Below are 23,496 nucleotides of genomic sequence, written 5' to 3'. Positions count from 1 at the left end.
CGGCGCGGCAAACGGGAGTAAAGCACGTTACTGCGTAACGTCAGTTAATAAAGCCTTCATTGCCTAGGGCGTTAGCCAGACAGCGTGTCAAACTAATAGCTCTTCTGCCTTAGGCTGGGACAGGAAGAGGCCGGGGCTGGCGGTGTAACCATACGCGCCAGATTGGTAGACCACCACTAAATCGCCGATGTCCGCTATCGGCAAGGCCATCTTATCGGCGAGAATGTCTAAAGGCGTACACAAAGGCCCTACGATACTGACCGTTTCCAAGGCCGTACCGCGCATGTTAGTGCCTATCGCCACCGGATAATTCTTGCGGATGACTTGGCCGAAATTACCCGATGCCGCCAGATGGTGGTGCAAACCGCCGTCAACCACCAGGAAAACCTGCCCGCGCGAGATTTTTTTATCAAGCACTTTCGCCACATACAAGCCCGCTTCACCGACCAGATAACGCCCCAATTCGATGACAATCTCGGTGTCCGGCTGCTCGGCCTTAAACCGCGCCATTGCCGCCCCTAAAGCGGTGCCGACTTGCCGGGTATCTAAACGGCTTTCGCCGGGAAAATACGGGATGCCGTAGCCGCCGCCGATATTCAGGGTGCGGATCGGGCTGGGGCAATACGCCGCCAAGCGTAAAGCCAAATCTAGACTTTGTTGCTGGGCTTCGATAATGGACTCGGCTTTGAGGTTTTGCGAGCCGCTGTAAATATGGAAACCTTGGAAGGCCAAATCAAGGGCTTTAATACGCTGTAACGCGTCCGGCAGACGCTCTTCATCAATGCCGAACGGCTTCGCGCCGCCGCCCATTTTCATGCCCGACGCTTTCAGCTCAAACGCGGGGTTAATGCGCACCGCCACCCGCGCTTTCAACCCGGTTTGTGCCGACAATTGCGCGAGGGTCTCCAGCTCATGAAAAGACTCGACATTGACGGTAATACCCGCCGCCAAGGCCTGCAACAATTCAGCGGGGCGCTTACCCGGCCCCGCCATGCTGATATGTACGGGCGACATAACCGTATCTAAGGCGACTTTCATTTCCCCTGCCGAAGCCAGATCAAAACCATCGACCAAGGTTGCCAGATGCTGCACCACGGCGGGCATAGGATTGGCCTTTAAGGCATAATGGATTTTTAAGTCTGGCGGCATGGCATGGCGCAACTCGGCGACGCGTTGGCTTAACAGGCGGCGGTCATAGACATAAAAAGGCGTGCTGCCGACCCGTTGCGCCAATTGCGGCAAAGGGATGCCGCCCACCAATAAGTCATTGCCCTGGACAGGAAAATCCGCCATATCGGCATGTTGGGGCGGAGTAATGCTCATGACGCGTTTCCGGTTTGGAACAGGGCGGCAAACTGTTCAGTTAAGGCTTTGCGGTCAATTTTGCCGTTAGGGTTTCTCGGCAAGGCAGCTAAGGCGATGATTTTGGCGGGAACCATAAAATTAGGTAGCTGGTTTTTACAAACGGCAAGCAACGCGGGCGCGTCGAAACTGTCCGGCGCTTCGGCACTGACCACCACCACCACCGCTTGTCCCAAGCTGTCATGGGCGATACCCAAAGCGGCGGCTTCTTTCACCAAACCCGACGTATAAACCACTTCTTCAATCTCGCTGGGGCTGACGCGGTAGCCGGAGGTTTTAATCATATCGTCCTTGCGGCCCACAAAATACAAATAGCCTTCCTCGTCGCGGGTCACGGTATCGCCTGACCACACGGCAATTTCCGTCAACGGCAGTTGCGGCAGTTGGCCGGGGGCGGGCTTGAAGCGGGCGGCGGTGGTTTCCGGGTCGTTCCAGTAGCCCATCGCCACTAAAGAACCGCGATGCACCAACTCGCCCGGCTCGTGCGCCGCGCACAAACTACCGTCTTCGCGCACCACAACAATTTCGGCATTGGGGATGGCTTTGCCCATCGAATCGGGGCGCAGGTCGATTTGCTCAGGCGGCAAATAGGTCGAACGGAAGGCTTCGGTCAGGCCGTACATCAGGAAAAACCGTGCGTCGGGGACTTTGGCGCGGATAGTCGCCAAAATGGCCTTAGGCATTTTGCCCCCTGAGTTGGTCATATAGCGCAAATGGCTATTGATGCCGTCCGGCCAGTTGACGTTCGCCAATTGCGCCCACAGCGGTGGCACGGCGGCCAGGCCGGTAATCTGATACAGTGCCAAAGCCAACACCACATCACGCGGCAATAGATAATCCAATAACACGCAACAGCCGCCTTTTAACAGCGCGGTGGTGAATTGGTTAAGGCCATAATCAAAGCTAAACGGCAACACCGCGAGCAAGCGGTCGGTAGGGCCGATACCCAGATACTCGCTGACGCTGTACGCTCCCGTAATCAGGTTGCGGTGCGAAATGACCACACCTTTCGGCTTGCCGGTACTGCCGGAAGTGTACAAAATCGCCGCCATATCGGTGTCGATAGTCGGCGGTACCGTAAAATCGGCCGCCTGCGCCAAAAAGGCTTGCCAACCGAACACCGCCTTTGCCGCTACAGGCGGATAAGCCGCCTCTTCCGCTTCGGTAATGATAACGGTATGCAAATCCGGGCAAGCCGCCAACACCTCGGCCAACCCTGCCAAACGGTTTTTGGAGGTGATGAGGATGGTGACATTGCAGTTGCTGAGGATATAGCCCACTTGCGCAGCTTTTAACACCGGATTGACCGGCACAAACACCCCGCCCGCTTGGCTAACCGCCAAAAAACTGCTGACCGTTTCGATTTGCTTGGCCAAATACACCGCCACCCGCTGCTGCGGCTGTAAACCCACCGCTTGCAGGGCGCGGGCCTGTTGCCCAACTAAGGTGTGCAATTGCGTATACGTCCATGCGGTTTTTTTGTGGACGATAGCCTCGGCATCCGGGCGTAAGGCTTGCGTTTCTGAAAGCAGGTGATGAAGTAAGGTAGGCATGATCGATTTTACTGGCTGGTCAAAAAATTAGGGAAGGCAGACCTTCGGCTTGCGGTCAAGATGACCGCGCTCCCCAGTAAGCCACCCTACGCTGCGGGTTTGACGGGCTTATTTTATTTGCCCGATAATCCCGTCTAATTCGTCTAAGCTGGTATAGCTAATCACCACCTTGCCGCCGCCGTGGTCTTTGTGGTCGATCACCACTTTCGCGCCCAGTTTCGCGGTCAATTCATCCTGCAAGCGCAACGTGTCGTTATCAAGCCGCTTTTCCGCCGGCGTTTTCGGTTCGGCGTGGGATTGCTTGACCAATTGCTCGGCGGCGCGGACGGACAGGCCATCTTTGACAATTTTTTGGGCAATCGCCAATTGCTGCGGGTCGCCCAGCGACAACAAGGCACGGGCATGGCCCATTTCTAACTGCCGGTTCACCAGCAGTTTTTTGACTTCGAAGTTCAGTTCGAGCAGGCGCAACAAATTAGTGACGGTGACCCGGGATTTGCCGACAGCATCGGCAATTTGCTGATGGGTCATGGCGAACTCGTCGAGCAATTTCCGCAACGCATCGGCCTCTTCCAAGGGATTGAGGTCTTCGCGCTGGATATTTTCGATCAGGGCAATCGCCATCGCGGCGCGGTCGTCAATCTCCCGGATCAGCACCGGCACTTCTGGCAAGCTAGCCAATTGCGCCGCCCGCCAACGCCGTTCGCCTGCAACGATTTCGTATTTTTCCGCCGCCACTTGACGCACCACGATAGGCTGGATAATGCCTTGGGCTTTGATAGAATCGGCCAGTTCCTGTAATTTTTCAGGGTTCATATCCTTACGCGGCTGGTATTTGCCCCGTTGCAGATATTCTATCGGCAAATTTTGCGGTTGCTGCTTAGCCACTGCCACAACGCTGTCATCGGCAGCCATCCCGCCGTCTTTTGGCGTTATTTCTCCCAATAAAGCATCCAGGCCACGGCCTAATCCACGTTTTTGTACAGCCATTGCTTGCTACTTGTCGGTTTGATGGTTGGAATAAGAACCCTATAACTCGATCATCCAGTTTTTAATATTCGGATAAATAGCTCAGCTACCGGATATTGAAAAGTTTAACAAATTAATTTAAAACAACAAGTTGCAATGGAATCCGCCCCCCCCCCTCCCCTGATGGGGAGGGATGGGGTGGGGAGAATCTAAATAAGGCTTTTTTCATTAATCAGACAGAAAGCAGTCTGATTAAAATCTCTAAGCCATAAGTATAAATCATTGATTTTATTCTCCCCACCCCAACCCTCCCCATCAGGGGAGGGAGCAGTCTTACCCTACACATTTGTGTTTTTAACAAATTCCCTACCCTATTCAGGGCGGGTTTTATGAAAAACTTGATGATCGAGCATAAGTAGATGTGCCTATATCTTTTAACATTCGTGAATAAACCCCGCCCCAGCCATCTCCCCGTCGTACAGGTGAAAGTCAGGGGAAAAAGCCCCTTCCCCCTGTTCCCTTCGGCTTCGCTCAGGGCAAGGCAGAGATAACAATGTTAAAAAATATAGGCACACCTACTTAAGCGAATTTTGGCAAATAGCCATTAACTATAATGAAAGCCGCCCCGCCCTCAATGCAAATCCGCCCGCACCAGCAAGTCAAATTCCAGCAACAAAATCCTTAACGCCTCGGCTTCCTGCAATAATTGCTTACGCTCAACGTGTAAGGCGCCTTGCAAGGCGATGGTACTGGCATTCGCTGCGGGGGCCGTTTCTGATGCGGCGGCGGGCGGTGGGGCAACACCTTCCACGGGGCTGGTGTCGACCAACAAGACTTCTAAGCCCCTACCGAGGCCACCGCGTTTTCTTTCGTTAGAGGGGTTATTTCTTTTCATTGTTTATCATTTCTTCGGCCAGCGCGTTATAGGCCACCGCCCCGCGTGAGGATTTGTCATAAGCCAAGATCGGCAAGCCGTGGCTGGGGGCCTCGGCCAAGCGGATGTTCCTGGGGATATACGTCCTGAACACTTGGTCGCCAAAATAGCGCAGCAGTTGCTCGGAGACATCTTTGGTCAAACGGTTGCGGTCATCGAACATGGTGCGCAAAATACCCTCCAGATACAAACCGGGATTAACCGTGTTCTGGATGTTTTTCAGCGTCGTCATCAACGCCGACAAGCCTTCCAAGGCGTAATATTCGCATTGTACCGGAATCAGCAGGCTATTGGCGGCGACCATGGCGTTTAAGGTCAGCATATTCAGCGACGGCGGGCAATCGATCAGGATATAGTCGTATTGGCTGGTGATTTGCCCCAAAGCATCGCGCAGGCGCAACTCCTTGCGGTCGGCGTTCATTAACTGCACTTCGGCGGCGGTCAGGTCGGCATTGCCGGGAATCACCGAGAAGCCCAATTCGTCGCGCACCACCACCGCCGCACTGGCGGGGACATCGTCCATCAGCACATCATAGCTGGAATACGCCACATTGTCCTTATCAACCCCACAGCCCATCGCGGCATTGCCTTGCGGATCCAAATCCATCAGCAACACGCGGCGTTTGGCGGCGGCTAAGGAAGCCGCAAGGTTAACGCTAGTTGTTGTTTTTCCTACCCCCCCTTTTTGGTTGGTGACGGCAATTATTTTTCCCACTTCCTTACCTCGGTTGGTCTAGCGTTGTGACACGCACCAGACATCTTTCGGCTGCAATGCCCGGCACGGTGATAGGTATCAGTGTTGTCGGCGCGGTGACTTGCGCCATTTCCGCCTCGGCCGCCTGGCCTTTCATGGCTAGAAGCACCCCGTCCGCCGCCACCAGATGCGCCGTTAAGGCGATAATGTCCGGCAAACTGGCAAAAGCACGGGTCAGTATAGAGTCAAAACCCTGTTCGGGGTGATAATCTTCCACGCGCTGATGGCAGACAGTAACATTTTTCAGTTTCAGTTCCAAGATGGCTTGTTGGACAAAACGGGTTTTTTTCGCATTGCTATCCAGCAAGGTGAAGGATTTTTCGGGGCAACAAATCGCCAACGGGATGCCGGGCAAGCCCGCTCCCGTACCGATGTCGATAATGCGTGTCCCGTGCAGGTGCGGCATAATCGCCAAACTGTCCAACAAATGCAGCCCGACCATCGCCTCCTTATGACGGATGGCGGTCAGATTATAAGCCTTATTCCATTTTTCCATCAGGGCGATAAACGCCAGCAACGCGGTGCTGGCGGCTGGTTCTACCGTTAGCCCTAAAGCCTGTAAGCCGTGGTGTAATTCGTGTTCGCAAGCGTCCATTAGGCCGATTTCTTCTTTAAGTGGACCAGCAGCAAGGAAATGGCCGCCGGGGTGATACCTTGAATGCGCGAGGCTTGCCCTAAGGTTTCCGGGCGTTGGTTTTTCAGCTTCTCGCTCACTTCGTTAGATAAGCCAGGAATGCCTTTGTAATCGAGGCTTTCCGGCAGTTTTAAATGGTCATAGCGCAAAGATTTGTCAATTTCCGATTGCTGCCGGACGATATACCCGGCATATTTCGCCTGTATTTCCACCTGCTCGCTGACTGCTTCGGACAAGCCGTCGGTATCCGGCACAAAAGCCAATAACCGGGCGATATCCACTTCAGGGCGGCGTAACAATTCCATTAAATTGGCTTCTTTTAACAACGGCTTACCCCAGTAAGCTTCCGCTTGGGCGGCGGCTTCGCTGTCCGCCCGCACCCAGGTCTTTTTCAGGATCTCTTGCAAGCCGCCAATCGCCTCGCGCTTGGCACTAAACGCTTGCCAGCGGGCATCATCGACCAGCCCCAATTCACGCCCTTTTTCGGTCAGGCGCAAATCGGCGTTATCTTCGCGCAACAACAAGCGGTACTCGGCGCGGCTGGTGAACATGCGGTACGGCTCTTGGGTGCCACGGGTAATCAAATCATCAATCATCACGCCCATATAGGCCTCATCCCGCGCCGGACACCATGCTTCCAAGCCCTGCACCTGCCGCGCCGCATTTAAGCCCGCAATCAGCCCCTGTGCCGCCGCCTCTTCATAACCGGTCGTGCCGTTGACTTGACCTGCGAAAAACAGCCCATCCAGATGCTTGGTTTCCAAGGACATTTTTAAATCGCGCGGATCGAAAAAGTCATACTCAATCGCATAACCCGGACGGATGATTTCGGCATTCTCAAAGCCCGGCATAGAGCGGACAAATTCATACTGGACATCAAACGGCAAGCTGGTGGAAATGCCGTTCGGATAAATCTCGTGGGTGTCCAAACCTTCCGGTTCGATAAAAATCTGATGCGAATCGCGGTCGGCAAAACGCACCACCTTATCTTCTATCGACGGGCAATAACGCGGGCCGATGCCTTCGATCACCCCCGAATACAGCGGCGACCTGTCCAGCCCGGCGCGGATAATATCATGGGTTTTTTGCGTGGTGCGGGTGATATGGCAAGGGATTTGCCGGGGATGCTGGCTCGGCTTGCCCATAAACGAAAACACCGGAATCGGCGTGTCGCCATGCTGCTCCTGCAATTGGCTAAAATCAATGGTGCGCCCGTCGATACGCGGCGGCGTACCTGTTTTTAAGCGGTCAATCCGAAACGGCATTTCCCGCAAGCGTTCCGCCAAGGCGACCGAAGCCGAATCGCCCGCCCGGCCACCGCTATAATTTTCCAAACCGATATGGATTTTACCCGCCAAAAATGTGCCTGTGGTCAATATCACCGCTTTGGCCTTAAAGTCCAAACCCATTTGGGTTTTGACCCCGGCGACGCGGTGGTTTTCGACAATCAAGTCGGCGACCGTTTGCTGGAACAAGGCCAAATTCGGCTGGTTTTCCAACACCGTGCGCACGGCTTGCTTGTATAATTTCCGGTCGGCTTGCGCACGGGTGGCGCGTACCGCCGGGCCTTTGCTGGCGTTAAGGGTGCGGAACTGGATGCCGCCCACGTCGATGGCTTGCGCCATTACCCCGCCCAGTGCGTCAATCTCCCTCACCAAATGGCCTTTACCGATGCCGCCAATGGCCGGATTGCAGCTCATTTGCCCTAAGGTGTCGATATTTTGCGTCAATAACAAGGTCTTAGCCCCTGCCCGTGCCGCCGCCAACGCCGCTTCAGTACCCGCGTGTCCGCCACCGACCACAATCACATCAAAATCTTTTTTGAATTTCATGGCTTTTACTTTACTCTGTTCATAGTGCCGCAACGGCGCGGCGCATTAATGTGCATATTATAAGAGGTAATCCATGAAAAAACGTAAAAATCAACAGCCAACGCCGGAGATTGTTTTACAAAATCCCGTCGCCAAGTTCGCCCACCAGTTTAATAAGGCGCACGTCTTCCAAGATAAAACCCAATACCGCCGCAACGCTAAGCACCGGAAGCAGGAGGCTTCTGCAACTAGTTTTTTGAGACTGTTTGCAGAAGCCGCTTGCACGGTTGCCGGGTTGGTGGGCGCGTCATCAGTTACCGCCCTGTGTTCGCCTCAGTAAAACCATTTTTAGCCGAATAAGGCTGATTAGGGAACCATAAAGTGAAGACGGCACAGCGTTATGCAAAAATCATGGCATGGTCGGATGAAGACCAATGCTTTATCGGCAGTTGTCCGGGGCTGTTTTATGGCGGTTGCCACGGTAAGGACGAAAAACAGGTTTTCTCTGAACTTTGTGAGATAGCCGAGGCAAGCATTGCCCTGTCGATAAGAAGCGGTAAGCCTTTACCGCCAGCAACCAGCGGAAAAGACTACGCTAACCAAATGCAGGGCATGACAGCAAAGCCGCTTTAGGCATTATTTGACGGTACGGTGGATTTTGTCCCGTAGTAAAAACCCGTTGCCGCCGAGACCAGAGTGACTATAGGGCCGAGCACTACAGCAAACTCTTTAATATCAATAACCTTAATTGACCCGAAGGCCAACAGCACAAACATGCCACCCACAACAAACCATAGCAGCCCGATTAAAAGATACGCTATGATCCTTCGGGCCCCATCTTCTTGGGGTCTCGGATCATAGAAATCACCAAACTGCGGCGTAACAACAGGGTTCTTACTGGCGGCATCACCCGAATAATCCAAACTATCGTCTTGCCCGGATGACGCTACTAATGCGTCACCACTAACCATGACACTATCTGACAGACCATCGCCTTGGGTCATAAAGCCTCCAATGTGCCGCTATTTGCGTAAAATTTCGCGGATGCGCTGGTCAGGGCCTTCAACAAGCACCTTGCACCCGGCATTTTCCTGTTGCACAAAGAACTTTTCGGAGTTGATCGCCCTACGCAGGGCATCAGTAAATGTCAGGTGATCTTTTGCAGCAATCTGCTGGAGAAACTCGATTTGATCTTCTGGCAGATTCACCGTCACTTTTCTTGTCGCCATAGTTGCCTATCCTAAAATACCGAGGAATTACGAAAGGTTATTGTATGTGTATGAAATACCTACGTCAACCGTATAAAAGCCATATAACTATGCCCAAGGCAACCGCAACGGAGAGACCGCACCGAACGGAGTGCAATGGTCTTTAGCCATTGCACGATATAACCGAGTGTACCAACTTTAGCCCCACTGCGACTTGCGCACCATAAAGCTACGCCCCTTAATCTTGCCCCTTTTCAGCCACGCCAACGCCTCATCAACGCTATCTTGGCTAACCGCCACATAAGCATGGTCGTCGAAGATGTCAATTTTGCCGATGGCACTGCCCGCCAGACCCGCGTCGCCTGTTAACGCTCCTAAAATGTCGCCCGGGCGCAATTTGTTTTTCCGCCCGCCGTCTATCCACAGCGTCACCATCGGCGGTTGGAAGCGTTCGGCGTAAGCCATCGGGAACGGAGCGACTTCATCCCATTTTGCCGCCACACCCTGATAGTCTTCTATGGCCTTAACGCGCGGCAATTCGGCTTCGGTACATAAGCTTAAGGCCAAGCCCAGCTTGCCCGCGCGGCCAGTACGGCCTATGCGGTGGACGTATATTTCCGGGTCCCAAGGCAGTTCATAATTAATCACCGCTTGCAATTCTTTAATGTCCAGCCCCCGCGCCGCGACATCGGTGGCGACCAACACCGAACAACTTTTATTGGCAAACCTGACCAACACTTGGTCGCGATGTTTTTGCTCCAAATCGCCGTGCAAAGCTTGCACCGAAAAGCCGCAGTTATCCAAAGTCGAAGCAATATCTTGGCACTCGCGCTTGGTATTGCAAAACACCACCGTCGATTCGGGGCGGTGATAGGCCAACAGATAGCCTAAAGCGCTCATGCGCCGCGCCTTGTCGACTTGGTAGAAATGCTGGCCGATAACGCTATCGTGGTGGCTGCTGTCGATGCTGACGGTAATCGGCTTAAATTGGAATTTCTTGCTGATCTCGCGGATCGGGTCAGCATAAGTCGCCGAGAACAACAGGGTTTGCCGATGCGTGGGCGCGTAGGAAATGACATCTGAAATGGCTTCTTCAAAACCCATGTCCAACATCCTATCCGCCTCATCCAGCACCAGCACTTTCAGATGGTTCAGGCGCAGGCTGCGCTTGCGCAAATGCTCCTGCAAACGCCCCGGCGTACCGACCACAATATGCACACCATGCTCCAAAGATCCCAGTTGCGGGCCAAACGGCACACCGCCGCATAAGGACAGCACTTTCACGTTTTGGGTAAACCGTGCCAAGCGGCGGATTTCTTTACAAACTTGGTCGGCCAGCTCGCGGGTCGGGCAAATCACCAAGGCTTGGACATTGAAGCGGTTAAACTCCAAACGCGACAATACGCCAATGCCGAACGCAGCCGTTTTGCCGCTGCCCGTTTTCGCTTGGGCAATCACGTCTTTGCCTTCCAGGATGGGCGGCAGGGTTTCGGCTTGGATGGGGGTCAGGTGGGTATAGCCCAACGAGGCGATATTTTCCAGCAAAGCTGGGTTGAGGGGTAACGACGAAAAAGCGGCAGTATTCACGAATGGCTCTTGTAGGCAAGCGAACAGCGGCGAACTGCCGCCATTCAATAGCTTATGATAACAATACTGGCGGGGAAGCAGTAGGGTTTCGTGGGATATTGTTTATTTTTCGGTGGGTTTGGGTTTTTCCGGCAAAAGCTCAGAACGTTATAGGTTGAATTTTTGCATTCATGCAGCAACCTCCATTACTCGCTCATAAAGTGACGGCAAAAAACCAGACAAAATGGGTTCTCCATTGTAAAAATGGCTTCAATGCCCTTAAGTTTTGAGGAACCTCAATCGATCAGTTCTCCATCCTGCCAATACTCGTAGATTGCACCCATGTTGTTGATCCAGAACATGAACCCATATTCGTCATCTTCGACTTCAATGTCGGGGGGAAGCGATCCCCCAACTGAAACGACCTCACAGTATGACTTGCTTGGAAGCTCAAACTCCACTGCCCATGGCTCTATGACAACCCGACGGGTACTCGACGATGCGTTGCTGAGAAAGACCGAGCCCCGTTGATTTATATACATTTGTTTGGCTGACCCAAGCAAATCCTGCTGAAAACGTTCCACTTCAGAGAGCATTTTTCACCTCTTTTTTCAGTTTAAACGATGTTTACGTTGTATCGGATGTTTTTCGATCAGTGGGCATAACGTTACGGTAAAGGGCAGCCCCGCCCGATGGCCTACAGCAAAGCCGTTTACCTGTGAAAGCTAAAAATTTCGCAAACGGGAATGGCGAGCAGCCCCTTTGACTGGCTTGTTAGGTTTTCGGTATTGATTAGAAAATATTACCAATTGCGTAACCACAAGCTATTAATTCTTTTGCCACTACAATTTTCCACGCACCATAACTATCTAAATCAACATACACAACACCACTAATATCATTAGGTGTTTCAATGTCGCCTTTAACTAAAGAACAGACATTTTCCCTACCAAGTTTCGCCATAAGATATCCATGTTCAAAAACTACATTTTGGCGTGCCCGATTTTTAGGATGGATGTTTGATTCATGCACACCTCTTCCTTGATCGCAAGCCGTATAAAGCACAAGTGCAAAATCTGCATCATTTGAATATCGTTCGATTTTTTCAATTATTGTCATTCCAGAGCTGGCTTGCTCATGTAATATAATTGCATCTAATTCAAGCTGCTCGATAAAGCGGCTGACTTCCTGCTTGGCTCCATTATCTCGACCATGAACAATAAATACCTTTCGTTTATTTCTTGCAACTTTTGATAGCTTAATCTCATTTTGAATTGGTTCATTTTTTGGAAGGGTTGCTTGCTGCCCAAGCTCTAAAAAATCTAACAGTGGGGTAAATTGTTCCGATAGATATGTACGTCGCTCGGCATAACTACCAAACTTGGGCTTAATGAAACTCCAAAATGAACCAAGATTAGGATGCTGCTTTAGCCATTGCGGTAAATACGGCATTAGCTTTGGGTTACTCAGAAGCTCACGCCTAAGAACTTCAAATTCTCCTGAATCGGCAGCCATGCCAGTCGCTCGTGCCGTTAGCAAATTAACAAGGTAGCTTACTTTGTCAAAATCAGTTTCTAAGAACTCAATGCTCAATGTTTAAACTCCTACTGTGAATCGAAATACTCGATTTAAGGTCTAATATTAATGGTGTATCTGTAAACACACATTGAATGACATATAAAAAGGCATATAACATTACTTATATTTTTTCAAGAATATACTACCCAATTATATTGTTAGCAAACTTTTTATGCCGATGCGTTCCACAGTGGTTATTCAGCCTCCGACGCTCTTGAGCCAAGTGCGTGACCGCCTCCGTGTCCAGTATATAGCATCAGTACGGATGCGCTTTATGCACAGTGGATCAAGCAGTTTATTCTGTTTTATGGTAAGCGATATCCGGCAGGGTTGGCGAGAATGAAAGGCACTTATGCGCTGAGGGATAACTTAGGGTGCGTACTCCTACCCCCCTGCAAAAGCTCAGCCAAACGGCAACACCCTACCGCCTAGCCCGAAAGAACTCCCGCAGCAACTCCCCACACGTCTCCTCCAACACCCCGCCCTGCCATTCGACCCGGTGGTTTAAAAACGCCGCGTCGGTCAGGCTGAGGGCGTGGCAGACTGCGCCGCGTTTGGGGTCGAAAGCGCCGAACACCAAGCGTTTGATGCGGGCGTGGCTGATCGCGCCCATGCACATCACGCACGGCTCTAAGGTGACGTACAGGGTGGCATCGGTCAGGCGGTAGTTTTGCACCGCCAAGCCCGCTTGGCGCAGGGCGATGATTTCGGCGTGGGCGGTGGGGTCGTGTTGGGCGATGGGGGCGTTCCAGCCTTCGGCGATGCAGCGGCCATCCTTGACCACGACCGCGCCGACCGGGACTTCGCCTTGGGCTTCGGCGCGTTGTGCCAAGCGAATGGCATAACGCAGCCAGGCTTCATCATCGGGGCTGGCGCTACTCCCCATACCTTATTCCCATTCAATGGTCGCGGGCGGTTTGCCGGAGATGTCGTAGGTGACGCGGGAAATGCCCGCCACTTCGTTGATGATGCGGCGGGAAATCAGGTCTAAGAACTCGTAAGGCAAGTGCGCCCACCGTGCGGTCATAAAGTCGATGGTTTCGACGGCGCGGATGGCGATGACGTAATCATAACGCCGCCCGTCGCCCATCACCCCGACCGATTTGACGGGCAGGAATACGGCAAAGGCTTGGCTGACTTTGTGGTACAGGTCATGGCGATACAGCTCTTCAATAAATATCGCATCGGCTTGGCGTAGCAGGTCGGCATAGGATTTTTTGACTTCGCCTAAAATCCGCACCCCTAGGCCGGGGCCTGGGAAGGGGTGGCGGAACACCATTTCGGCGGGCAGACCCAATTCCAAGCCGATTTTGCGCACTTCGTCCTTAAACAGCTCGCGCAACGGCTCGACCAGTTTCAGTGTCATGTTTTCCGGCAAGCCGCCGACATTGTGGTGGGATTTGATCAAATGCGCTTTGCCGCTTTTCGCCCCGGCAGATTCGATGACATCGGGATAAATGGTGCCTTGTGCCAGCCAGCGGGCATCGGTCAATTTCGCCGCTTCTTCGTCGAAGATGTCGACAAACAGGTTGCCGATAACCTTGCGCTTTTGCTCAGGGTCGCTGACCCCTGCCAAGGCGGCGAGATAGCGGGATTCGGCATTGACGCGGATGACTTTAACGCCCAAATGTTCGGCAAAAATCGCCATCACTTGGTCGCCTTCGTGCAGGCGCAACAGTCCAGTATCGACGAATACGCAGGTCAGTTGCGTACCGATGGCTTTATGCAGCAAGGCCGCGACCACGGAGGAATCGACCCCACCGGACAGGCCTAAAATCACCGCATCGCTACCGACTTTGGCGCGTACCGCTTGGATGCTGTCATTAATGATATGTCCGGCTGTCCATAAGGCCTCACAGCCGCAAATGTCCAAGACAAAGCGCGATAGGATACGCCCGCCCTGGTGGGTGTGGGTCACTTCGGGATGGAATTGCACGGCGTAAAAGCCTTGGGCTTCGTTGGCGATACCGGCAATCGGTGCGCCTTCGGAACTGGCGATCAGGCTAAAGCCTTCGGGCAGGACGCTCACGCGGTCACCGTGGCTCATCCAGACATCAAGCAGGCCGAAGCCTTCGGGTGACAGATGGTCTTCGATGCCGTTGAGCAGTTTGGAATGGCCCCGCGCCCGGATTTGCGCATAACCAAATTCGCGGTGGTTGGAGCTTTCGACTTTGCCGCCCAGTTGTTCCGCCATGGTCTGCATACCGTAGCAAATCCCCAATACGGGTACGCCCAATTCGAAGACGATTTGCGGGGCGCGGGGCGTGTCGGCGCTGGTGACGGTTTCCGGGCCGCCGGACAGGATGATGCCGTTGGGCGCGAAGTTTGCCACTTCCGCCGCACTGCATTCGCAGGAATAAATTTCGCAATACACGCCGATTTCGCGGATGCGGCGGGCAATCAGTTGGGTGTATTGGGAGCCGAAATCTAAAATCAGGATTTTATGGGCGTGGATGTCGGTTGCTGTTTGCGTCACAGTGATACTCGTCAGATGAAAGGTTCGTCAATAAAAAGGGGGGCACGCAGCCCCCCTAAAATACGGTGTTGGCAAAACGCTTTAGCGGATGACCCGATGGCCGCGGCCACTGAGGCAGTTGTTATAGGCGCTTTTATAGCGTTTGTCGGATTCAAGGCCTTGTTGGCCAGCACCGCCAAGACCGCCGACCACCGCGCCTAAGGCTGCGCCGGTGCCGGCATTACCGGCAATAGCGCCGAGCATAGCACCGCCCGCCGCACCGGCTACCGCACCGACACCACCGCCAATCGCCGCTTCCTTAGCCGTGCCGCCGGAAGCCTGTGCCGCCAGTTGCTGACATTCTTGCATATCTTGGTTAAGACGGAAAGCTTTAGGGTCGTTATAGGTATCAACGGTGGGAGCCCAGCCCGTCTGGCTCGCGCAACCAGACAGTAATGCGGCTCCGGTAAGGGCGATACAGATGGAGAGTTTGTTCATAAAATGTCCTGCATGGGTTGGTTATAAAATTGGCTTCAGTCTACTAAAGCCTTCATGAATAAAATCTGAACAGTGCCGACAGCGGGAAACTACGCGTAAGACAGAAGGCGGCGGCGGGGAGTTCAAGTTGCCGTTATTTTTCCTTACTGCCCGACACTGACAGCAAACGTTTTTTCGTCCAACAGCTTGCCGGTATCGTCCAAAAGCCTTACCGTCCATTGCCCAGCGGCCTTATCATCAAAGGTTTTATGCGAGCTGACCCGCCAACGGTCGGCACCGACCTGCAAAGGCTCTTTCATGACCGAAACCCCATCACGGAGCCATTCATGATAGAGTATTTTTCCGGTCATGCCACGCAATTCGTTGAAGTAATAGGCGGTTTTCAATTGTCCTGGCGGCACGGTCACGCCCCGGACAATTTCGTCTGCCGGTTCTTTATCGGTGATACGCGCCGCCAGCACTGCCCGCCGTATCCGTGCTTGCTCATGCGGCAACGCAACGGCCACCGACGGGTTTGCCGCGACGGGCACAGGCGTTACTACCGGCGGTTGTGCGGCGGGCGTTTTAGGCGCGGCAGGCACTGCCTGTGCGGGTGCAGCTTGGGCGCTAGGGCTGTCCGCCACTACGGCGGGCGGTGGCGTATCATCATCGCTGAACGCATACACGATCAGCAGCAAAAACCCCAGCAATGCCGCCGCCGCCAAGCCGATCCGTTGGACATTCCAGACGGTAATCACGGCGGCACTGGGCGATAAGGCCTTACTGGTTTTGGCGGCAGTCGGATATTTGACCTTAATTGTCAGATTTTTTTTCTCAGCCATAAAATCACCCACGGTCAGTTAAATGCAAGAGCACAGCTTGGTCAGACAAAGCCATTAGAGCGCGAACAAGTCACGCATTTTTTGTCCGGGGCTGTCGGCACGCATAAACGCTTCGCCGACTAAAAAGCCATAAATGCCGTTATCGAGCATCAATTGTACATCGTCATGGCTATGGATGCCGCTTTCGGTGATGATGATGCGGTCGCTAGGGATGGCCGCCTGCAATGTTAAGGTGGTTTGCAAGGACGTCTCAAAGGTGCGCAAATTGCGGTTGTTGATGCCCAATAAGCGGGTCTTTAGGGTCAGGGCGCGGGTCAGCTCATCAGCGTTATGGACTTCCACCAACACATCCATGCCCAATTGGGTGGCGACATCTTCCAGTTCGTGCATTTGCCCGTCGGTCAGCGCCGCGACAATCAGCAGAATGCAGTCGGCCCCTAAGGCCCGCGCTTCGTAGACTTGATAAACGTCAATCATAAAATCTTTGCGCAGCACCGGCAACGGGCAGCGCTCCCTGACCATTTGCAGATACACTTCGGAACCTTGGAAAAATGCCTTGTCGGTCAGCACCGACAAACAGGTCGCCCCACTCATCGCATAATCACGCGCAATGCTGACCGGTTCAAAGTTTTCGCGGATGACCCCTTGGCTGGGCGAGGCTTTTTTAATTTCGGCAATAATGGCGGGTTTTTTCGCCTGCACTTGCCGCTGTAGGGCATGGGCGAAGCCGCGCGGACTGGCGACGGATTCCGCCATATCCTCCAAGTTGGCAATCGTCATGGCTTGCTTGCGCGTGGCGATTTCGATGACTTTTTGGCTCAGGATTTTTTGTAAAATATCAGGTTCGTTGCTCATCTTGGGGGTATCCTAAGGGTATCAGTAAGGGGCAAAAAATGGAAAGGAGGCGGACGGGCCGTGGGGTTGCAAAATCAAACCGACCACAGGCCACCCGGTAAAACAGAGCCTGCACCGCGTTTATCCTAAACCCCGGCTTATTTCCTAAGGCTATTGGCATAGGCTCAAACCTATACGACCGAAAAGGCCTTTGTTAATTATATAACCAATTGATTATTTAGGCAATTATATGAATTTGCGCGAATAGGCGGCAGTAATGGCCGCTTCGGCGTGGGGCGGCGGCAGGCTTAAAAACGCTGGCTAAACTCGACCAAAGCCGCCATTTTTGTGCGGGCCGCACCGCTATCAATCGCTTGCCGCGCCAAGGTGATACCCGCACCCAAATCGGTGGCGACGTTGGCGGCATATAAAGCCGCCCCGGCGTTGAGCAGGACAATATCGCGGGCAGGCCCTAGCTGTCCGTCCAGCACCGCCTTGACCATGACCAAGCTGGCGGCGGCATCGGCCACCGCCAAGCTGTCTAAACCGGCGCGTTGCAGGCCAAACTGTTCGGGGCTGACCGTATAGGTGGACACTTGGCCGTTTTTCAGTTCGGCGACACTGGAAGCGCAGGCGATGCTCAGCTCGTCCAGGCCGTCGTCGGCATGGACAACCAGCACATGCTGGCTACCGAGCTGTTTGAGCACTTCCGCCAAGGGCACCAGCCAGTCTTTTGCAAATACGCCGATCAGCTGGTTGGGGGCGGCGGCGGGATTAACCAACGGCCCCAAGACATTAAACAGCGTCCGCACCCCCATATCCCTGCGCACTTGGCGGGTATGCTGCATCGCCCCGTGGTGGTTAGGGGCGAACAGAAAGCCCACCCCTAAGGTGTTGACGCATAAGGCCACTTGTTCGGCGTTCAGGTTGAGGTTAAGGCCCGCCGCTTCCAGCACGTCGGCACTGCCGGAACTGCTGGACACCGAACGGTTGCCGTGTTTGGCGACCTGCCCGCCCGCCGCCGCAACGACAAACGCGCAAGTGGTGGAAATGTTAAAGGTGTTGGCCCCGTCGCCGCCCGTGCCGCAGGTGTCGATGACATGCGCACCGCTGATATGGACCGGTTCGGCCAACTCCCGCATCACCTGCGCCGCCGCCGTAATTTCATCAACCGTTTCGCCTTTGCAACGCAGGGCGATTAAAAACCCGCCCAGTTGGGCATCGGTCACTTGGCCGGACATAATCAGGCGCATTACCGTGCGCATTTGCGCAAGGCTGAGGTCTTGGCGCTCTAAAACGGTCTGGAGGGCGGCTTTAATATCCATCTTGCCCGTATTACTGTACGGCAGCGGGGGCTGGGCGGGAAAAGTCCGGCTCTTTGGGCGGCGTTTTTTCTTGCAAGCAATGGTAGGCGGCGTTTTCGTATTTGATACGCAGCGACTGGGGGTTTTCATGCTCGGTCAAGAACTTTTCGGCCTCTTGATAAGTCAGGTCTTTCATTAAAAAAGTCGCGATACAAGTGCATGGTTTGTCAAAACGGGCTTTGTCTTCAGGGTTACCTGAGTTATGCACTTCCCGCGCGACGCATTGGGCAGCAAATTCTTGTTCAAATTTTTGTTTTTCGCTGTCGGTCACTTTAATGTCACCGGAATGGTCGAACGGATTAGGGTTATGGGTCGGTTTGGCAGGTGCGGCGGCACTGGCACTGGCGGTCGGTTTTTCCGGTTTGTCGTCGGAACAGGCGGTGACGGTTAAGGCCACTACGCCGCACAACAGGGCGGCAAACACGGTTTTTGGTAAGGTTAAAGTCTTCATAAGCGTTAACAAGTTGGCAAGGTTAAAGGGCGCACGGCTTGCGGACAGTTGAACGGGGCACGGGCTTGATGGGTCTAAAGCCAGTGACTCATACTCTATGCCCAGGTTTTCAACCAGCGGTAAACCCTAAAGCGGGCCGGCCACTTAACCCGCCCCATCGGGGCTGGGCCACGAAAAACGGGGACACCGAGTGACATGCGAAAGCCCCAAACTTTAGCATTTTATTCACGCGCATTCTAGTCTATTGCGCATTTGTGGGGCAATTGGCTTATCGGGCTATCTTTAAGGTTACTAAATACACGGGGTAGCCGTATAATAGAGAGTTATTTTACTGCTTGTTTAGGTGTGGTTTATGCAAATTATTCAGGAAGCACTCACGTTTGATGATGTTTTATTGGTTCCGGCGCACTCGACTGTGCTGCCCCGTGACGTAGAACTGAAAACCCAATTGACCCGCGAAATCACGCTCAATATCCCGCTGGTCTCGGCGGCGATGGACACGGTGACCGAAGCCCGTTTGGCGATAGCCATGGCGCAAGAGGGCGGCATCGGCATCATCCATAAAAATATGACGGTCGAGCAACAGGCGCGGGAAGTCCGCCATGTGAAAAAATATGAAAGCGGCGTGATTAAAGACCCGATTACCGTGTCGCCGGACACCAGTATCCGCGATGTCATTAAGTTGACCCGCGCCAAAAACATCTCCGGGGTGCCGGTCGTGGTCGGCGACCAACTGGTCGGCATCGTCACCAGCCGCGACTTACGTTTTGAAACGCGTTTTGACGAAGCAGTCTCGAAAGTGATGACCCCTAAGGAGCGGCTGATTACCGTCAGCGAACACGCCGACCCGAAAGAGGCGGTGGCGTTGCTGCACAAACACCGCATCGAAAAAGTCCTGGTCGTTGACGACGGCTTCCATTTGCGCGGCATGATTACCGTTAAGGACATCCAAAAAGCCAAAGACTATCCGCAAGCCTGCAAAGACAGCCAAGAACGCTTACGGGTCGGGGCGGCAGTCGGCACCGGTTATGACACCGAAGAGCGGGTCGCCGCATTGGTGGCCGCCGGGGTGGATGTGATTGTCGTCGACACCGCCCATGGGCATTCCCAAGGCGTGTTGGATAAAGTCCGCTGGGTTAAGCAACACTACCCCGATGTGCAAGTGATCGGCGGCAATATCGCCACCGCCGCCGCCGCGTTGGCTTTGGTTGAAGCCGGGGCGGACGGGGTTAAGGTCGGTATCGGCCCTGGCTCAATCTGCACCACGCGCATCATCGCCGGGGTTGGCGTACCGCAAATCACCGCCGTCAGTGATGTCGCCGACGCGCTCAAAGGCACAGGCGTACCGTTGATTGCCGATGGCGGTATCCGCTATTCGGGCGATGTCGCCAAAGCCTTGGCGGCAGGCGCGTATGCGGTAATGCTGGGCGGCCTGTTTGCCGGTACGGAAGAAGCCCCCGGCGAGGTTGAGCTGTTCCAAGGCCGCTCGTACAAATCTTACCGCGGTATGGGGTCATTGGGCGCAATGTCGCAGCAGCAAGGCTCCAGTGACCGTTATTTTCAGGAAGAAGCCGATTCAGTGGAAAAACTGGTCCCCGAAGGCATTGAGGGCCGCGTCCCTTACAAAGGCAGCTTATTGGCGGTCATCCACCAATTGCTCGGCGGCATCCGCGCCAGCATGGGGTATACCGGCAGCCATAGCATCGACTCCCTGCACGAGAAAGCGCAGTTTGTACGAGTGACCAGTGCCGGAATGCGCGAAAGCCATGTCCATGATGTCACCATTACCAAAGAAGCGCCTAACTACCGCACGGAATAGGCCTTAGTGCCGGGAACAGGCGCACGTTGGGCAGGGGCCTAAGGGCACAGCAAGGGTTATGACCGCATCTCCCGTGCCTTTAGCGACCACCTGAGTGGCTAATCGTTAAAAAATTATGGATTTTTTCATATTTTTGTCATATACGATTAATAATTGTGGCTTTATACGTTAGAATATGTGAATTTTTACCGCTGCTTATATTGACGGATGACCGGAGACTGTCAACCGCCAAGCTATTTGCTGACGACAAGCAAATTCCGGCGCCGACAGCCCCCACCCACTGACGCATTTACAATTATAAAAAAGGTCATAATGAACAAAATTGCGGAAATTTTTTATAACCCCACTATTGACATAAAACGCTTAAACGCCCTGCAAGCGCAAGCGGATCCGGCCAGCCGCTATGTTATCGCCATGACCCCACGCTCAGGCAGCACTTACCTCTGTGACTTAATGAGCAGTATCAGCCGATTTGGCCAACCTAACGAATTGCTTAACCAAGATGGTTTGGCCAAGCACATTAAGGATGCGCCGGGGCGTACGCCTGACGAATATCTCCGTCACATCCTGCGCAACCGCCAAACGGATAATGGTGTGTCCGGCTTAAAAACCAGCTGGTTCCAGTTTGAAAACTTTACCGGCTACATGGATGACCGGGTTTATTTGGCGGGGTTTAAATATATCTACCTGACCCGCCGTAATTTGGCCGCGCAGGCCGTGTCGTTATATAAAGCCACGGCGACCGGGGTGTTCCACACCGACACCGAACATAGCCCAGAGGCTTTGGCGAAGCTGCACGATTTAGAGTATGATTACGCCACCATCAAATATTGGTATGACCATATCGTCGTCCAAGAAAAGGGTTGGCAAAGCTATTTTTATGAAAACAGCATTTACCCGCTGTGCATTAGCTACGAAGACATTGCCGAGAACGTGGTTAAAGTGCTGCAACGCATTGCCGCCTACGTCGCGGCCAACCCCAACACGGTCTATATGCCAGTCCAAGGCTCGATTATCAAAAAAATCAGTGACCAGCGCAATGACCAATGGACACGGCGCTTTGCCATTGAGCTGTCGTTGAACAAACATGCCTAACCCGAATAAATCGCTATAAGTAAATATAGCATTAATTATAGAGCAAAACTATACTGAAAGCCGTAGTTTATTGCAACTCGCCTCCCCACCCACGACAGACGTAGCGTTCAGCAAAAATCGGCGGGTGATGCGCCGTAAATGCCATGACGGGACGCTTTAGGCTATGGCTTTCGGGACAGGTGGGATGTAGCACAACAACCATACCACCCTTATAAACTGAGCGCACAGGCCTTTGCCGATGGCCCGGACAATCTGCCGACCGAATAGGGCATCGCCTTTATCTAAACAAACTACCTGATCGCATCAGATTGAAAGGCCTAATATCATGGGGATACTCAGTCTACTGCTCTGGACTCCGGCACTGGGCAGTCTTTTACTGGCGGGCTTGCCTGGCGATAAGCCGCATTGGGTGCGTACCGCAGCCCAAGGGGTCGCCGCCGTGACCTTGCTGCTCAGCCTGTGGCTGTTGGGCCATTACGACCCCCATAACGCCGCTTTACAGTTGACCGAATATGTCGCCGTCAACCCAACATCAGGCAGCGCTTATTCCCTAGGCGTAGACGGCTTATCCATGCCCTTGTTGGTGCTCTGCACCCTGCTGACGTCAGTGGCCTTGTTGGCCTCCGCAAGCGTAGACAACCAAGCCAAAGCCTATCATCTGTGCCTGTTGCTGTTAGAGTTTGGCATGTTGGGGGTCTTGCTTGCCCAAGACTGGGTGCTGTTTTATATCTTTTGGGAAGTCACTTTATTTCCGCTATTTTTTCTGATCAGCCGTTGGGGCGGCAAACGCCGCCACACAGCCAGCCTTAGCTTCGTGTTCTATACCTTAACCGGCTCGGTGTTTTTGCTGCTGAGTTTCTTGGCGCTCAGCCAATACCATCTTGCCGCCAACGGTTCGCTGATGACCGCCTTGGGACATTCGGCCAAAGCTATGCCCGTGCAACAGCAAATCTGGGTATTGTTGGGGTTTTTGCTGGGTTTTGGCATCAAAGTGCCGATTTTCCCCGCCCACGGCTGGTTGCCGTCCGCTTATATCCAAGCCCCGGTCGCCGTCAGCATCCTTATTGCCGGGGTGCTGTTAAAAATGGCGGCTTATGGTTTGCTCAGGGTCTTGCCCATCTTGCCCGATGCCGCGCGTATCCTGCAACCGCTGCTGGTTTTATTGGCCTTGATAGGAATGCTCTACGGTAGCTTGCTGGCTTGGCGGCAAAGCCATTTAAAAGCCATGACCGCGTATGCTTCGATCAGCCAAATGGGTATGGTCTTGCTGGGTATCAGCGGCCTGAACCAAGCCGGAGCCGACAGCGCCCTACTGCAAATGGTCGCCCATAGCCTGACCGTCGCGGCCTTGTTGCTGCTAGGCGAGCAACTGTACCAACGCACCCATAACCGCCATAGCCAAGATTACGGTAACTTGGTGCAGGCTATGCCACGCTGGTCGGCACTGATGGCGTTCAGTCTGTTCGCCGCCATGGGCATACCGGGTACTTTAGGGTTTGTCGCCGAAGTGCAGACCCTGACGGCTTTTTACCAACAAGCGGGCTGGTTATGGCTGGCCGTGGCACTGAGCCTGTTAATCACCGCCGCTTACCTTATCCGCACCCTCAGCCTACTGTTTATCAGCACCCAGCCCGACCGTGCAACCTGGGCGGATCTGCGCCCTGCCGAACAACTGGCGGCCGGGGTGCTGGTCGCCACGTTGCTGGCTTTAGGCCTACAACCCAACGGTTTGCTGGACTTGTCCGCCAGTACCACCGCACACTGGCAACAGGCCTTCAGGGAGCCTTAGA

Annotated in this window: 24 protein-coding genes; 5 read left to right on the top strand and 19 right to left on the bottom strand. The window is 53.7% G+C overall.

Annotation, left to right across the window (positions count from 1 at the left end; translation table 11 throughout):
- Positions 1-87: 87 nt before the first annotated feature.
- From AADEFJLK_RS09340 to mnmG, 7 genes are all read right to left on the bottom strand, one after another.
- Positions 88-1,323 carry a pyridoxal-dependent decarboxylase, exosortase A system-associated gene (locus AADEFJLK_RS09340; RefSeq protein WP_211299184.1) on the bottom strand — a complete coding sequence of 412 codons (1,236 nt, stop codon included), beginning with the start codon at positions 1,321-1,323 and terminating at the stop codon, positions 88-90.
- Complete coding sequence (locus AADEFJLK_RS09335) at positions 1,320-2,915, bottom strand: acyl-CoA ligase (AMP-forming), exosortase A system-associated (protein ID WP_103974047.1); 1,596 nt, start codon at positions 2,913-2,915, stop codon at positions 1,320-1,322. Before AADEFJLK_RS09335 ends, AADEFJLK_RS09340 begins: the two co-directional genes overlap by 4 nt.
- Positions 2,916-3,023: 108 nt before the next feature.
- On the bottom strand, positions 3,024-3,905 hold the full coding sequence (locus AADEFJLK_RS09330; protein ID WP_088620804.1) for a ParB/RepB/Spo0J family partition protein: 882 nt from the start codon (positions 3,903-3,905) through the stop codon (positions 3,024-3,026).
- Positions 3,906-4,515: 610 nt separating this feature from the next.
- Complete coding sequence (locus tag AADEFJLK_RS09325; RefSeq protein WP_103974046.1) at positions 4,516-4,779, bottom strand: hypothetical protein; 264 nt, start codon at positions 4,777-4,779, stop codon at positions 4,516-4,518.
- A complete protein-coding gene (locus AADEFJLK_RS09320) occupies positions 4,766-5,533 on the bottom strand; it encodes a ParA family protein (RefSeq protein ID WP_088621240.1) in 768 nt (255 codons plus the stop codon). The genes AADEFJLK_RS09325 and AADEFJLK_RS09320 overlap by 14 nt, the downstream gene beginning before the upstream one ends.
- 4 nt (positions 5,534-5,537) lie before the next feature.
- Positions 5,538-6,167: a 16S rRNA (guanine(527)-N(7))-methyltransferase RsmG gene (rsmG, locus tag AADEFJLK_RS09315; protein WP_088621241.1), complete on the bottom strand. Its 630-nt coding sequence runs from the start codon at positions 6,165-6,167 to the stop codon at positions 5,538-5,540.
- Complete coding sequence (gene mnmG, locus AADEFJLK_RS09310; protein WP_103974170.1) at positions 6,167-8,038, bottom strand: tRNA uridine-5-carboxymethylaminomethyl(34) synthesis enzyme MnmG; 1,872 nt, start codon at positions 8,036-8,038, stop codon at positions 6,167-6,169. Before mnmG ends, rsmG begins: the two co-directional genes overlap by 1 nt.
- A 73-nt stretch (positions 8,039-8,111) precedes the next feature.
- Here mnmG and AADEFJLK_RS09305 point away from each other — a divergent pair, with 73 nt between their 5' ends.
- Complete coding sequence (locus tag AADEFJLK_RS09305) at positions 8,112-8,357, top strand: DUF7230 family protein (RefSeq protein ID WP_088621243.1); 246 nt, start codon at positions 8,112-8,114, stop codon at positions 8,355-8,357.
- A 41-nt stretch (positions 8,358-8,398) separates the two neighbouring features.
- Positions 8,399-8,650 (top strand): hypothetical protein, encoded by a 252-nt coding sequence (locus AADEFJLK_RS09300; protein WP_103974045.1) that lies wholly within the window; start codon positions 8,399-8,401, stop codon positions 8,648-8,650.
- Here the strand turns inward: AADEFJLK_RS09300 and AADEFJLK_RS09295 are convergent.
- The 12 genes from AADEFJLK_RS09295 to AADEFJLK_RS09240 form a co-directional block, all read right to left on the bottom strand.
- A complete protein-coding gene (locus AADEFJLK_RS09295; protein WP_211299183.1) occupies positions 8,647-9,021 on the bottom strand; it encodes a hypothetical protein in 375 nt (124 codons plus the stop codon). The two genes, AADEFJLK_RS09300 and AADEFJLK_RS09295, sit on opposite strands and share 4 nt — an antisense overlap.
- An 18-nt stretch (positions 9,022-9,039) precedes the next feature.
- Entirely contained in the window at positions 9,040-9,246 is a 207-nt protein-coding gene (locus tag AADEFJLK_RS09290; RefSeq protein ID WP_088621245.1) for a CopG family transcriptional regulator, read from the bottom strand.
- 177 nt (positions 9,247-9,423) lie between these two features.
- On the bottom strand, positions 9,424-10,812 hold the full coding sequence (gene dbpA, locus AADEFJLK_RS09285; RefSeq protein ID WP_103974169.1) for an ATP-dependent RNA helicase DbpA: 1,389 nt from the start codon (positions 10,810-10,812) through the stop codon (positions 9,424-9,426).
- Positions 10,813-11,087: 275 nt separating this feature from the next.
- Positions 11,088-11,387, bottom strand: a complete 300-nt coding sequence (locus tag AADEFJLK_RS09280; RefSeq protein ID WP_103974044.1) for a hypothetical protein — start codon at positions 11,385-11,387, stop codon at positions 11,088-11,090.
- A 196-nt stretch (positions 11,388-11,583) separates the two neighbouring features.
- The gene (locus AADEFJLK_RS09275; protein WP_103974043.1) at positions 11,584-12,384 is read right to left on the bottom strand and encodes a TIR domain-containing protein; all 801 of its coding nucleotides are present in this window, start codon (positions 12,382-12,384) and stop codon (positions 11,584-11,586) included.
- Between the two features lie 406 nt (positions 12,385-12,790).
- Positions 12,791-13,255, bottom strand: a complete 465-nt coding sequence (gene tadA / locus AADEFJLK_RS09270) for a tRNA adenosine(34) deaminase TadA (protein WP_103974042.1) — start codon at positions 13,253-13,255, stop codon at positions 12,791-12,793.
- Positions 13,256-13,258: 3 nt separating this feature from the next.
- Positions 13,259-14,845 carry a glutamine-hydrolyzing GMP synthase gene (gene guaA / locus AADEFJLK_RS09265; protein WP_103974041.1) on the bottom strand — a complete coding sequence of 529 codons (1,587 nt, stop codon included), beginning with the start codon at positions 14,843-14,845 and terminating at the stop codon, positions 13,259-13,261.
- Between the two features lie 81 nt (positions 14,846-14,926).
- The gene (locus AADEFJLK_RS09260; protein ID WP_103974040.1) at positions 14,927-15,322 is read right to left on the bottom strand and encodes a hypothetical protein; all 396 of its coding nucleotides are present in this window, start codon (positions 15,320-15,322) and stop codon (positions 14,927-14,929) included.
- A 143-nt stretch (positions 15,323-15,465) separates the two neighbouring features.
- A complete protein-coding gene (locus AADEFJLK_RS09255; protein ID WP_103974039.1) occupies positions 15,466-16,143 on the bottom strand; it encodes a DUF2914 domain-containing protein in 678 nt (225 codons plus the stop codon).
- 54 nt (positions 16,144-16,197) lie between these two features.
- A complete protein-coding gene (gene trpC / locus AADEFJLK_RS09250; RefSeq protein WP_103974038.1) occupies positions 16,198-16,998 on the bottom strand; it encodes an indole-3-glycerol phosphate synthase TrpC in 801 nt (266 codons plus the stop codon).
- Between the two features lie 287 nt (positions 16,999-17,285).
- The gene (trpD, locus tag AADEFJLK_RS09245) at positions 17,286-18,302 is read right to left on the bottom strand and encodes an anthranilate phosphoribosyltransferase (RefSeq protein ID WP_103974037.1); all 1,017 of its coding nucleotides are present in this window, start codon (positions 18,300-18,302) and stop codon (positions 17,286-17,288) included.
- A gap of 10 nt (positions 18,303-18,312) precedes the next feature.
- Positions 18,313-18,792 (bottom strand): hypothetical protein, encoded by a 480-nt coding sequence (locus tag AADEFJLK_RS09240; RefSeq protein ID WP_088619809.1) that lies wholly within the window; start codon positions 18,790-18,792, stop codon positions 18,313-18,315.
- A gap of 352 nt (positions 18,793-19,144) precedes the next feature.
- On the opposite strand from AADEFJLK_RS09240, the gene guaB reads away from it, so the two are divergent.
- The 3 genes from guaB (at position 19,145) to AADEFJLK_RS09225 (ending at position 23,495) form a co-directional block, all read left to right on the top strand.
- The gene (gene guaB / locus AADEFJLK_RS09235) at positions 19,145-20,611 is read left to right on the top strand and encodes an IMP dehydrogenase (RefSeq protein WP_088619808.1); all 1,467 of its coding nucleotides are present in this window, start codon (positions 19,145-19,147) and stop codon (positions 20,609-20,611) included.
- A 312-nt stretch (positions 20,612-20,923) separates the two neighbouring features.
- Entirely contained in the window at positions 20,924-21,706 is a 783-nt protein-coding gene (locus AADEFJLK_RS09230; RefSeq protein ID WP_157679224.1) for a Stf0 family sulfotransferase, read from the top strand.
- A gap of 325 nt (positions 21,707-22,031) precedes the next feature.
- Positions 22,032-23,495 carry a complex I subunit 4 family protein gene (locus tag AADEFJLK_RS09225; protein WP_103974036.1) on the top strand — a complete coding sequence of 488 codons (1,464 nt, stop codon included), beginning with the start codon at positions 22,032-22,034 and terminating at the stop codon, positions 23,493-23,495.
- Position 23,496: the final 1 nt, after the last annotated feature.

This window comes from Methylovulum psychrotolerans (assembly GCF_002923755.1).
Taxonomy (GTDB): Bacteria; Pseudomonadota; Gammaproteobacteria; order Methylococcales; family Methylomonadaceae; genus Methylovulum; species Methylovulum psychrotolerans.
The sequence above is the reverse complement of the archived record's forward strand: the minus strand, read 5'-3'. Positions and strand labels throughout refer to the sequence as shown.